Source organism: Pseudarthrobacter equi, from assembly GCF_900105535.1.
GTDB classification, from domain to species: domain Bacteria; phylum Actinomycetota; class Actinomycetes; order Actinomycetales; family Micrococcaceae; genus Arthrobacter; species Arthrobacter equi.
In genome coordinates this window covers 4,078,736-4,090,842 of sequence record NZ_LT629779.1, presented here as the reverse complement: position 1 = coordinate 4,090,842, position 12,107 = coordinate 4,078,736, and the positions used below count along the sequence as shown (strand labels likewise).

Annotated in this window: 9 protein-coding genes; 2 read left to right on the top strand and 7 right to left on the bottom strand. The window is 68.2% G+C overall.

The annotated features are described in order from the left end of the window. Positions 1-18: 18 nt before the first annotated feature. The 7 genes from BLT71_RS18685 to BLT71_RS18655 all read right to left on the bottom strand — a co-directional run bounded on the left by BLT71_RS18685 (position 19) and on the right by BLT71_RS18655 (position 10,051). The gene (locus BLT71_RS18685) at positions 19-2,895 is read right to left on the bottom strand and encodes an ATP-binding cassette domain-containing protein (RefSeq protein WP_091723258.1); all 2,877 of its coding nucleotides are present in this window, start codon (positions 2,893-2,895) and stop codon (positions 19-21) included. Next, complete coding sequence (locus BLT71_RS18680) at positions 2,892-3,446, bottom strand: hypothetical protein (protein ID WP_157693503.1); 555 nt, start codon at positions 3,444-3,446, stop codon at positions 2,892-2,894. The genes BLT71_RS18685 and BLT71_RS18680 overlap by 4 nt, the downstream gene beginning before the upstream one ends. Further along, positions 3,433-3,777: a hypothetical protein gene (locus tag BLT71_RS18675; RefSeq protein WP_091723255.1), complete on the bottom strand. Its 345-nt coding sequence runs from the start codon at positions 3,775-3,777 to the stop codon at positions 3,433-3,435. The genes BLT71_RS18680 and BLT71_RS18675 overlap by 14 nt, the downstream gene beginning before the upstream one ends. A gap of 146 nt (positions 3,778-3,923) precedes the next feature. Further along, the gene (locus BLT71_RS20850; RefSeq protein ID WP_231994368.1) at positions 3,924-5,021 is read right to left on the bottom strand and encodes a DUF6226 family protein; all 1,098 of its coding nucleotides are present in this window, start codon (positions 5,019-5,021) and stop codon (positions 3,924-3,926) included. Positions 5,022-5,229: 208 nt separating this feature from the next. Then, complete coding sequence (locus tag BLT71_RS18665; RefSeq protein ID WP_231994367.1) at positions 5,230-7,086, bottom strand: BCCT family transporter; 1,857 nt, start codon at positions 7,084-7,086, stop codon at positions 5,230-5,232. 334 nt (positions 7,087-7,420) lie between these two features. Then, positions 7,421-8,878: an SLC13 family permease gene (locus BLT71_RS18660; RefSeq protein ID WP_390896688.1), complete on the bottom strand. Its 1,458-nt coding sequence runs from the start codon at positions 8,876-8,878 to the stop codon at positions 7,421-7,423. Between the two features lie 12 nt (positions 8,879-8,890). Then, entirely contained in the window at positions 8,891-10,051 is a 1,161-nt protein-coding gene (locus tag BLT71_RS18655) for a PrpF domain-containing protein (protein ID WP_091723251.1), read from the bottom strand. A gap of 242 nt (positions 10,052-10,293) precedes the next feature. On the opposite strand from BLT71_RS18655, the gene BLT71_RS18650 reads away from it, so the two are divergent. Together BLT71_RS18650 and BLT71_RS18645 are read left to right on the top strand one after the other, a co-directional pair. After that, positions 10,294-11,232: a LysR family transcriptional regulator gene (locus BLT71_RS18650; RefSeq protein WP_091723250.1), complete on the top strand. Its 939-nt coding sequence runs from the start codon at positions 10,294-10,296 to the stop codon at positions 11,230-11,232. Positions 11,233-11,251: 19 nt separating this feature from the next. Next, a complete protein-coding gene (locus BLT71_RS18645; RefSeq protein ID WP_091723248.1) occupies positions 11,252-12,103 on the top strand; it encodes a hypothetical protein in 852 nt (283 codons plus the stop codon). Positions 12,104-12,107 lie beyond the last annotated feature (4 nt).

Sequence of the window (12,107 nt, the reverse complement as noted above, 5' to 3'; positions counted from 1 at the left end):
TGAATAGCTCAGCAAACCCTAGGAAGTGAACTGGTGCGGGGTCCCATTCGTGGATGGTTCAGGCGCGTGGACGCCCTGGGCGCGTTTTTTAGCAATCCCGCCAGAGACCGGCTTCACCCGGCGCAGCGCGGCGAGAATGGCCCGGCCCACCACAATGATTCCGACGACGGTGGTCACGGCCCGCAGGGTGTCCCACCCCGCCGTCGAGGTCAGCAGCGAGTACAGCAGGAAGCTGCTGAGGTTGGTGCCCAGCGGCGCGCCCGGCACGTACGAGATCCCGGTGCCGGCACCCACGGCGAACGGCCAGAACCACAGGTTGGTCAGCAGCCCGAACAGGTACGACGCCACAACCCCGTAGCCGCACAGCATCCACAGTTCGGCCTTCCCGCGCACCTTCTTGGGGAGCAGCCCGGCCCCGGCACCCACCCACGCACACGCGAAAACCTGGAACGGCGTCCACGGCCCGATCCCGCCCCACAGCGCACTCGACAGCGCGATGGTCGCAGCACCCAGCAGCAGGCCAAACCGGGCACCGAACGCGCGGCCTGCGAGGACGAGCAGGATGAACACCGCCTCCACGCCCCCGACGCCGGTACTCGCCACCCGCACCGCAGACCCCACCGCTGCCAGCACGCCGAGCAGTGCGACGGTATGGGCCGAGCGCACCGAACCATCCAGCAGAACCACGACGGCGACAGCCGCCACGGGTGCGATGGCCAGGGCCGCGTAGGGGAGGGCTGCGGCAGCATCCGTTGGGAGGGCCGCCGCCAGCAGGGGCCAGCAGAAGGCGCCGAGCGCCAGGAGGTTAGCGCCGGCCAGGACGGCAAGCTCAACGGGCCGCGGCATCCGGAGGCGGTGCGACGTCTTACGGGCCGGGACGTCCGGCAACCTGTCGCGGAAGCGGGGTGCGTTGAACGGCTGGGCGGTGATGGCAGTGACGGCGGCCTCGGATTCTGCCGGCGCCAACTCAACCGCGGGCGCGACGCCGTCGCGCATTGGCAGGATCTGGGCGCCGAGGCCGTGGGCGAAGGAGTGGTCGTGGGTGGCGATCAGGACTGCTGCGCCGTCGCCCGCCGCAGCACGCAAGGCCGCCGCGACCGCCGAACGGGCTGCCGGGTCAAGCCCGCGTGTTGGCTCGTCGATGAGGAGGACCTGGGGCCGGTCCATTGTCTGCAGCGCGATGGCGAGGATCCTGCGTTCACCCGCGGAGAGGTCCCGGGGATGCTCGTGCCCGATCGGCATGCCTGCATTCCCGCGCAGCCGGGCAAGATGCTGTGCGGCATAGCCGGCCGGCAGCGGTGCGGCGTTCTTCCGCCGGGCCAGGCGCCGTTCAGCCGCCTTGAGCTCGCCCGCCACGGTATCCCTGGTGAAGAGGTCGTCCGAGGCGTCTGGCACCAGCGCCACCCTGCCGCCGTCGCCTAATCCAAAATTGATCGTTCCCCCGTCGGCCTTACCCCGGCCGCCTTTGACGTTACTGAGCGCCAGCGCCACGAGGACAGAGGACTTTCCGGCACCGTTCGGGCCCACCAGCGCCACCACTTCGCCGCGGCGCAGGGTCAAGGACGCGTCCTGCGCCAGCGGTTTGCCGTCGCGGTGCACGGCGAGGTTCTCCGCGGCCAGTACGGTCACGGCAGCCGGGTCAGGAAGGACGACGGGAGGAGCCTCAAGGGCGGGAGTAGCCGCCGGAGCCGCGCCCGGAACCAGTGCGCCGCCGCGGATGGTCCACCACGAATCGGCGATGGGGGCCAATGCCTCGGCCCGGTGTTCGGCCACGATGACGCAGACACCCGCGTCGCGGGCGAGGGCATGGAGCACGGCGATGACGCGGGCACGTGCTGTGGTGTCGAGGTCGGCCAGGGGCTCGTCCACCAGGAGCAGGGCCGGCTGTTCCACCACCACGGCGGCGATGGCCACCAGCGTCGCCTCGCCTGCGGAGAGCGTGCTGATGGTCCGGTCCAGAAGGGCTGAAACGCCGATGCGGTCCGCCACCTCCTGCACCCGGGCCTTGGAATCGGCCGCTGAAACACCGCGGAGGTCAAGGGCCAGCGCGATCTCGTCCCGGACCCGGGTGGTGGCGAATGCGGCACGGGGGTTCTGCAGGACCACCCCAACAACCCGGGCCGTCTCCCGCGGCGGCGTCGACACCCGGTCCAGCCCGCCCACGCGCACCGTCCCGGCCACCCCGCCGCCGTCAACATGCGAAAGGAGCCCGGCGATGCCCCGCAGGATGGTGGACTTGCCGGAGCCGGTGGGCCCGGTCATCACCGACACTGTCCCGGGGCGCGGCTGGAAGTCAGCCACGCCCAGCTCAGTGTCACCAATGCGGAACTTGGCGTCACGCACCTGAAGCGGGCCGCCGTCGTCGTCCACGGAAACGGAAGAACCCCGGCTGCCGAAGCCGCGCAGCTCCAGGGCGGCGGCAACCCGGCCGGCGTGCTCCAGCGTCCGCTCCAGGATCGGCACCAGGGCGCGCGGACCGAACCGTTCGCCCCGCAACCGGAAAGCCAGGCGGACGGACGTGACGGCGTCGGCAAGCGCCGGGAGGGCCGACCAGGCCACCACGAGCATGCGGGCGATGCCCTGCAGGGGGCCGCGGCGGGCCAGGTGCACGAAGCCGCGGGCCACGTCCACCCAGGCGTTCAGCAGGCCGAAGGTGAGGATGGTCGCGGCAATCGGGAGGGCGGAAACGACTGCCGCCCACACCCCCGGCGCCGAGACCGGGCCGAGCAGGACCACATGAGCGTAGGGGGCCGGCAGGCGCAGCGGGGGCAGGTCGAGCAGGAGCGGTGCACCAAGGCCCGCCCCGTTGAAGAGAACGCGGTAGATGACCCGCACCGCGATAAACACAACGGCGAGAACCACCGCTGCGCGTAACGGCGCGGGCCGGAAGGTCATGCCGAGGGGGCTGCCGGTTCGTTGTCCACCGTGTAGAGCAGTTCAAGGCTCTCGCCGGGGTTGAGCTTCAGGCTGTCCAGGCCTTCCTGCGCGTAACCCCACGTGCCGGCGGCGGGCTTCACCCAGAGCGCCCAATAAGAGACGGTGTTCTTGTCATCGCACGCTTCGCGGGTAGTGCCGCCCTTGTGCTTGATGTCGAAGTCCGCGGCGGGCACACCGTTGACGCGGCACGCGAAGCTCGTGGGGTACTTGGCGGTGCCCTCGATCTTCACGCCGGCTTTGCCCAGCACGTCCGAGGCCAGGGTGGCTCCGGCCACGTCCACGCAAACGGAGATGTCCGCGGCGGCCTGGTCCAGCGAAGCGGAATCGACGATGACCTTCACGCCTTTGCAGGGGCCGGCGTCGGCGCTGGCGGACGCGCTCGCGGAGGAGGCGGGGGCGGAGGAGGCGGGCTGGGTGGCGGCCGGCGTGGAACAGGCGGCGAGGGTCAACAGGAGACCGGCGGCGGCGAGGGAGCTTGCGGCGGCGGTGCGCGTCTTAGTCAAAGTCACGTGTCAAGGGTAGGGCGTTGCCCGTACGGATACGGGTGCCGTCACGTTGTGTGACGCTGCGTTCCGGGCCGGGTTCCCGGTCAGCAAGACCCCGGCGCTGCTGACCGGCCCTGGATTGGCTAAGAAGGTCCTGGTTGATCCACTTGCGGAGCAGCACGATGTCGAGCGCTATCCCGGCGACCAGGATGGCGGTGAACAGCCACAGTGGCATGCTCCAGAAAATGACCGCCAGGATCAAAACGACAATGATGGCCGCGGAAACGTAGCCGTACAGCCGGCGGCCCTGGGTTGCCCGCCTGGCCTCTGCTGCCTCGCGAAAATTGTTCAGCACTGCACTTCCCCCTGTGATGGCTGGTATCCGCCAGTGTAGCGGTGCGCCGTTTGCGGGCTTCGGCCGCACGCACCAAAACAGAAAGCGTACGACGCCAGGTAGGCACCCGGCGTCGTACGCTTTCCGGCAGTGCCGTGCCCCGGTGCTCAGCGCTCCCGCAGCGGCCAGGGTTCCCAGCCGCCCGGGACGTCCCTGAGCTGGATTTCCGCCTCGCTGAGCCTGGCTTCGTCGATGGGGCCGGGCTCGCCTTTGCCGCTTTCAGCGCCGGACCCGTCGAACGCCGTCAGTGCATATTCCCGCCAGCGCCGGCGTCCCACCGGGTAGCGTTCGGCATATCCGCCGGCCACCACGCTGAGAACCATCCGCTCCAGCCTGTCCGCCTCCGTCAGAACGGTCTCGTCGCACGCATCGCAGCCACACACGGGAAAAGGAAAGTCGTGCAACACCCCGGCGTGGACCACAACTCCCGGAAAACCGGTCAGCACAAAGGTCAGCGGGGCGGCGCCGGCAGCCCGCGGCGTGACCCTGATGGGGGCCACCACGTCCCGGACATCCACCACCAGGTCTGCAGCCACCGCATTGTCCTCGCGGACCTCCACGTCGTACACGGCCACCAGGTGATTGATGAGGGCCCGGGCCACCAGGTGCAGCCCCGCGAACCTCTCGGTGTGGCTGGTCACGCTGTACGAATCCGTGTCCGGCGGTCCGTCGCCCCACCTCCGGCCGTACGGAATGACAGTGCCGTCTTCCGCGTAGTACGTAGCCTCCGGGAGGACGGGCCGGACATAGGCGCGGGCTGCTGGCAGGGATGCCGGCTGCGGCTGCACCATCGGCGCGTCGGGCCGGTCTCCGGCCCACTCGGACACCTTGGCGATGAACCCCTGGAGCGTTGCCTCGTCCACTTCGCGCAGGGCGTCGAGCAGGCGGCCCACTTCGAACCGCAGTTCGTCCGTTCCCACCATGGCGGGCGCGCCCTCGTACGCTGTCCATTCCGCATCCGGCCTGGCCCGGGCGAGGGCGTTGCCCGCAAACACGCCCGCCGCCTGCTTGAGGGCTGCGTCGGCCGCGATGTCCTGAGCGACGTCACGCAGGTACCGAAAGAGCCTGGCGGGATCCGCGGCAAGCTCCGCGGCCTCGACGCCCTGGCCCGTGCAGAACTCGACGAACGGCTCATAGCCAGCAAGGTGCCTGACGGACGGAGCCGGGTCCGACGCCAGCTGGTAGGTCGCACTGCCGCGCGCCATGGGCTCCGGCAATACTTTTGGTTCTCCCTCGAACAATTCCCCCGTTGACCCCATGCCGCGATCCTAGCCGGAGCTTCCAGCACGGTGCAGCGTTACGAACCAGCGCCGGTTGCGGGCTGCGGCCCCACGCACCAATGAGGAAGCGTACGACGCCGGGTGGGCACCCGCCGTCGTACGCTTCCTGTCCCGCTTACTTGCCGGAGTCCGGCTAGCGTTTGCTCCGCCCGGCGACCGGTTCGCGGGCCGGTGCATCGGGTTCGGAAGCCTCGGTGGCCGCCCGCTCGCTCAACTGGGCCTCCACGGCTTCGCTGATCTGGTCCTGGACCTGGTCTGCCAGATGCTCCTGGTAGTGCTCCTGGACCGAATCGGCCATCGTCTCCTGCACGTGCTCGGTGACGTGGGCTGTCATCTGGTCGCGGGCCAGTTTCCGCTGCGCCCGCATCAGGGTTGCGTGCTCCAGGTGGAACGCCTTCGCCGTGGAGATGCACATGAGGATGATGACCACGCTGAACGGCACCGCCGTCAGGATCGCAGCCGTCTGGATCGCTTCGAGGCCGTTGGCCAGGAGCAGGGCGATGGCAGCGGCCGCGGAGGCCAGGGCCCAGAAGATGCGGAGCCAGTTCCGCGGTTCAACGTCGCCGCCGGTGGAAATCATGCCCATCACCAGCGCGCCGGAATCCGCGGAGGTGATGAAGAAGATGGCGATCAGCAGGATGGCGCCTACGGTGAGGGCGCCGCCGCCGGGAAGGCTGCCCAGGAGGCTGAAGAGGGCTCCTTCGGTGTCCACGGTGCCGTCGCCGCTGACCAGGCCGCCGGCGCCGAACAGTTCGCGGTGGATGGCCGAGCCGCCCAGCACCGAGAACCAGAGGAAGCCCACGGTGGTGGGTACCAGGAGGACGCCGCCCACGAACTGCCGGACCGTGCGCCCCTTGGAGATGCGGGCGATGAAGATGCCCACGAACGGCGCCCAGGAAATCCACCAGCCCCAGTAGAACGTGGTCCACGCTGCCTGCCAGGCTTCACCCTCGGCGCCGGAGAAGGCCATGGTGTTGAACGTCAGGCCCAGGACGTTCTGCAGGTAGTGGCCGATCGACTGCACGAACTCGCGCAGCAGGAACAGCGTGGGGCCGGTGAACAGCACCACCAGCAGCAGCAGCCCGGCCAGGATCAGGTTGATGTTGGAGAGCCACTTCATGCCCTTGCCCACCCCGGACACCACCGAAATGATGGTCAGCGTGATGATGCAGAGGATGAGGCCGATCTGCGTCATGGTGGTGGCCTCGGCGATGTTGGCCTGCTCCAGGCCGGACGAGATCTGCAGGACGCCAAGTCCCAGCGAGGTGGCCACGCCGAAGAGCGTGCCTACCAAAGCCACAACATCGATCACGTTGCCCCAGGCGCCGGCAACCCGGCGCCGGCCCAGCAGTGGCTCGAGCGTCCAGCGGATGGAGATGGGACGGTTCCGCCGGTGCACCGTATAGGCGATGGACACTCCCACCACCACGTAGATGGCCCAGGCATGCAGGCCCCAGTGCAGATACGTCTGCGTCATTGCATGCTGCGCCAGGACCAGCGGCGAGCCCTCCAGGCCCGGGCGCGGGGAGGCGAAATGGTTCAGCGGCTCCGCCACGCCAAAGAAGACCAGCCCGATGCCCATTCCGGCAGCGAACAGGAGAGCGAACCAGGACATCACCGAGAACTCGGGTTCGTCCTCATCCTTGCCCAGCTTGATGTCGCCGTACCGGCTCAGGCCGATCCACAGGGCGAACACCACGAACACGGCAATGGCCGCCACGTAGTACCAGCCGAACCACTTGATGACGTTGCCCTGGATGGTGCCGAACAGATCCGTGGCGGCCGCAGGGAAGATCGTGGCGAACAGGACAAACAGGAAGATGATGGCTGCTGCGGGCCAGAACACCCACGGGGTGACCTTGTGGTTGGCGGCCCCGGGCGGTTGCCCCGTGCCTTTCCCGTCCGGCGCCTTCCCGGCTGGCGCTGTCCCCGTTTCGGGCGGCTGCCCCGGTGGTTTGCTGATGGTCCTTGTGCCTGGTGTGGCGGACATGTCCCCAATTTCCCCTTTTGCGCCCTCTGCAACGCTCAGACTGCTGTTTCGGACGCTCATCGTGTGTCGTATCGGTCTGTTCGGTGCTTTGTGTGCCCTGCAACTCTACTGACCGGGGATGGCGGAGCCGGGGTGGGAGGGGTGTGCGACCGCGCACACATACGGTGCCCGGACAGGCTGAGCCAGGACCCGCTGAGCCCGGTCCCGCGGTCCCGCACCAATTCCAAAAGGCAGGACCCGTGGTGGGTCCTGCCTTTTGGCTGACGGATGCGCGCTCCTGCGCCCGACTTTCGGGGTTCCTGTTGCGAAGGGAGTGCGGGAGCGGCATCCGGGTTTACATGATGCCTGTGGGAACCAGCAGGGCCCACGCCAGTGCCGGGGCAACCAGCACCACGCCGCCGGCGTACATCATCAGCTGCTTGTACACGCGCTGGCGGTCGTCCTCACGGGCGTTGGCCACCACCAGGGCGCCGTCGGTGGAGAACGGGGAGACGTCCACAACAGTGGCCGCGATGGCCAGGGCAGCCACCGTGCCGGAGGCGCTCAGCGAGCTGGTGGCCAGCAGCGGTCCGGCCAGCGGGATGAATGCGGTGAGCAGTGCCGTCGAGGAGGCGAAGGCCGAGCCGACGCCGATCACGTAGCAGAGCACCAGTGCCACCAGCAGCGGGGCGCCCAGGGCGAGGGCCTGCTCGGCGAGGGTGTCGATGACGCCCACGTGCTGCAGGAGGGAAACGTAGGTGATCATGCCGGCCACCAGCAGGACGGTGGACCAGGAGACCCCGCCGATGAAGGTCTGGTGTTCCTTGATGTTCACCAGGGCCAGCAGGAGGCCAGCGGAGAGGGCCACGAAGCCAATGGGCATGTGGAAGCCCAGCGCGCAGACCAGCATGGCAACGATCAGCACCAGGGTGAGGATCTGCTGGCCGTGCGGGCGGCCGGTGCTGCCGGTTTCGAGATCGGCGTGCCGGCCGTCGCCTTCGCGCAGCTTGCCCAGCAGGGCGAACAGCACCACGGTCAGGATGGAGAGGATCAGGTTGATCGCGAAGCTGGCGGTGAACAGTGCGCCCTGCGAGATGGGGAAGCCGTTCTTCACGGCGATGTCGTGCACCAGCACACCGGCCACGGAGAGCGGGGAGAAACCGCCGGCGTGGGCGCCGTTGATGAGGAACGCGCCCATCACTACCGGGTGGATGCGGGACTCGTACGCCAGACCGATGGCAGCAGGTGCCAGGAGGGCGACGGCGGCGGGGGAGAAAGTGCCCAGCGAGGTCAGGGCTGCGGCCATCAGGAAGAACACCCAGGGGAGCAGGAGCGTCTTGCCCCGGACCAGGCGGACGCAGGTCTGGACGATGATGTCGATGGTGCCGTTGCGCTGCGCCATGCTGAAGAAGTAGGTAACGCCGATGATGGTGATGACGATGTTGGCGGGGAAGTCCGCCAGGATTTCCTTGTCATCCATGCCGAGCATGAAATAGCCGACGCCGAAGGACGCTACCAGCCCCATCACGCCGATGTTGAGCGGCCATTTGGTGGCGACGACGAACATCACCACCAGGATGATCAGCGGGATGATCTGCACTGCGGTCATGCTCGGCTCCGATCCTGCGGTTGGCGCCTGGTTGAAGACGCCTCCCGCCAGGAACAGGGCAAGCGCACCCAAGAGGGTGATGCCCACCACCGCCATCAGCAGGATACGGCGGCGGCGGTTGGGGCGCGGTGACCGCTGCTCCGGTGACTGCTGGTCCCGGGTTTCCTCAACGGTTTCGGTGGGCTGCTGCACGGTGTTAGTCATGGCGGGTACTCCTCATCGAGTGGCTCCCGCGAGGGCTTCTGCGGCAGCGTTGCCGAGGGCCTCGGGGAGGTGGATAACGGTAGTGGCGATGGTCCGGGCCGTGCGGTCGACGCCGACGAGCACTCCATCGCCGTTCTCTTCGGTCCAGGTTTCGAGGACCCCGGCGGGGGTCCGCAGCTTCAGCGCGGCGCCCTGGGTGCCGCCTGTCATCTGGTGCAGGACGGTGCCCGGCGTGCGGGCCGCCAGGGTCAACGCGATGCTGCCGGTGATGGCCAGCGCCGGGTGGGGCCGGCCCATCGAGAGCATCATGACGTTGAGGTCGCTGGCGTCTGCTCCTGTCGGAGCCGAGCCTGCCGGAGCCGAACCCGCCGGAGCTGAACCCGCAGGAGGGGCTGCGGCGATGGCAAGCTTCGGGATGGCCCGCGCCGCGCTCGCCGTGGTGGCGGCCAGGCCCATGCGGACGGCGGCCTGGCGGCGGATCTGGTCCAGGGTGTCGAGTTGGAGTTCGACGCCGGGCAGCCAGCTTTCGTACCGGGCGGGGTCCAGGCCGAGGTCCTCGGCGCGGACAATCACCACGGGGGCGCCGGCGTCCACCATGGAGACCGTCCAGCGGGTTCCGCCGGCGGTGATGGTGTCCGTGGCTGATCCGGTGGGCAGCAGGGCGCCGGTGGTTTTCCCGGCGGGGTCCTGGAAGCCGAGCCCCACGCGGTAGCCGGGGAACGGGACGCCCGGCATCTGCGCGTCGGGCACGATGGGCAGGGCGCCGGCGGGGGTGGCTACCCGCTGGACGATGACCTGGCCGGTGTTGGTGTTGCGGGTGACAATTTTGGTGACGTCGCCGGTGGGGACCACCCATCCTTTTTCGATGGCGTAGAGGCCCACCACGGCGGAGCAGTTGCCGCAGTTGCTGCCCCAGTCCACGGCGGCCTCGTCAATGCCGACCTGGGCGAACGTGAAGTCGACGTCGATGTCTGCGTCGTCGGGACGGTGCAGGATCATGGCCTTGCTGGTGGTGGAGGTTGCTCCGCCCACGCCGTCGATCTGCCGCGAGTCCGGGCTGCCGAATACGCGGGGGAGCAGCGAGTCCAGGCTGGTGCCGTCGCCCAGATGGCCGGCTTCAAACACCCAGCATTTGCTGGTGCCTCCGCGCATCCACTCTGCTTCGATCTTCATTGGTCTTTCACATCTCCTCATTGCCTCGGGTACTTCGAGGGGCCCTGATAAAAGATTGATCCGGATCACAAGTTAAGACAATGTTCAATAATTGAAGGGGGATGTAGCATTGCTTCAATCACTGCCGTTGCAGACTCTCAGCGTGGTTGATCGGCTGCTTACGGTGTCGGGTGGGCCGTTGCCAGTGCAGGGATGCAGGTCCGTATGAACCGTTTGAACCAATTCCGCCAAGGGGTAAAGCAATGCTTCACGACGACGAGACGCAACTTTTCGATGTACGCCGCCTGGCGGTGCTGCTGGAGGTAGTGGAGCAGGGTTCCATCACGGCCGCGGCGGACCTGATGATGTATTCGCCGTCCGCGGTGTCCCAGCAGCTGCGCAAGCTGGAGCAGGAAGTGGGGCAGCCGCTGCTGACCCGCCGTTCCCGCGGGGTGGTGCCCACCGAGGCGGGCCAGGTGCTGGCCGGCCACGCGCGCCAGATCCTGCGCCAGATGAAGGCGGCGCAGTCAGACCTGGACCAGATCGCCGGCCTCAAGCGGGGCGCCCTGACGGTGGGCACGTTCCCCACGTTGGCGGGGTCCTTCCTGCCGATCGTCATCCGTGCCTTCAAGAAGCGGTACCCGGCCATCAGCCTGTCGCTGCGCAGCGCCCGCTTCGACGAACTCGTGGCAGACCTGCAGTCCGGGGTGACGGGACTCTGCCTGCTGTGGGACTACCCATGGAACAGGTTCCAGAACGACTCCATCCGCGTCACCGAGGTGTTCCGCGAGAGCACCGTCATCCTGGTGGCGGCCAGCCACCCGCTGGCCGGCAAGGAGCAGGTGAGCATGGAGGACCTGCGCAATGAATCCTGGATTGTCCGTGCGGAGGCGCACCCGGTGGTGGAGGTCCTGCAGCGTTCCGCGCACGACGCCGGGTTCGAGCCTGCCATCGGATTCCTCGCCAACGACTACCAGGAAGCCCAGGCCATGGTGAGCGTGGGGATGGGCGTGGCCATGGTGCCCAAAACCGCCGTCGCGCTTCAACACCCGGACGTCCGCGTGCTCAGCCTCGGCGACGAAGCGCCGCTGCGCCGGGTCCTGCTCGCCCAGCGCCAGGACAAGGTCTACGCCCCGGCCGAAGTGGCCTTCCAGACCACACTGCTGGAGATCGCCCGCGAACGGGCCGGCGACTACCTGTAGGTCACCTACGCTTGGACTTATGGGGGTTAAGGATTTACTGAAGAACGACGTGTGGGCCGGGCGGATTTTCTACGGCACCCTGATCGCGGTGTTGCTCGGAGTGTTCGCGTGGCTGGCCGGAGGCAGGATTCTGGAGACCCTGCCGTTCCTCGCTATCGGCGCGGTGTACGCCTTCGTGCTGTACCGCGTGGTCTCGCAATCTGGCAGGGCTTTCGTGGTGATGCAATGGACCCTCCTGCTGAACTACTTCACCCTGATTTCCATCGACGTGTCGGACCGGCTGGCCATCCCGGCATCGGCGCCGTGGTTCGTCGGGTTCCTGGTGGGCGGCATCATCGGGGGCCACGTTTGGTCCGGGCGGGGGACGGGCGCGGAGTTCCGGCAGCCGCGCAAGCGCGTCCTTAAAGAAGACGGCACGTACGACGGCGGATGGCGGCTTGCGCTCATCAATGCCGCCTGTGCGGTGGTGCTTTTGGCGATGGGAACTGTCCAACTGCTGCTGCTCTCGCCGACACCGGCCAGCGTTGCCGTTCTGGCCGCGGCCACCTTGGCGGGGTGGGCGCTTTTCCGGTTCCCGCCTCGACTTGGTGTCAGGAACGGGCTCCTGCTGGTGATCCCCGTCGTCTTCTTCGCTCTGATTTTCGTTGGTGGCGCCAGCGGCCAGATGGGAATGCCGGCCGCGTGGGCGTACGGCGTCCTCGCTGGCATCCTGATCGGCGGGCGCTACTGGTCGGGGCCGAGGCTGGGCGCTCCGCGGCCGCCGTTCGTCGTCCCCGGCCACCGCCGGCGGAGGCGGAAGCGCCGTCCCAAGGCGAAACAGGCGACGCCACGCGCGCCGAAGAACCAGGCGACGGAGCCCGCAGCGCGGTAACAGG

Excerpts from the sequence above, each read along its gene's own strand:
- BLT71_RS18645 (WP_091723248.1), top strand. The coding sequence starts at position 11,252 with ATGGGGGTTAAGGATTTACTGAAGAACGACGTGTGGGCCGGGCGGATT.
- BLT71_RS18665 (WP_231994367.1), bottom strand. The coding sequence starts at position 7,086 with ATGTCCGCCACACCAGGCACAAGGACCATCAGCAAACCACCGGGGCAG.
- BLT71_RS20850 (WP_231994368.1), bottom strand. The coding sequence starts at position 5,021 with ATGGCGCGCGGCAGTGCGACCTACCAGCTGGCGTCGGACCCGGCTCCG.
- BLT71_RS18655 (WP_091723251.1), bottom strand. The coding sequence starts at position 10,051 with ATGAAGATCGAAGCAGAGTGGATGCGCGGAGGCACCAGCAAATGCTGG.
- BLT71_RS18660 (WP_390896688.1), bottom strand. The coding sequence starts at position 8,878 with ATGACTAACACCGTGCAGCAGCCCACCGAAACCGTTGAGGAAACCCGG.
- BLT71_RS18650 (WP_091723250.1), top strand. The coding sequence starts at position 10,294 with ATGCTTCACGACGACGAGACGCAACTTTTCGATGTACGCCGCCTGGCG.
- BLT71_RS18685 (WP_091723258.1), bottom strand. The coding sequence starts at position 2,895 with ATGACCTTCCGGCCCGCGCCGTTACGCGCAGCGGTGGTTCTCGCCGTT.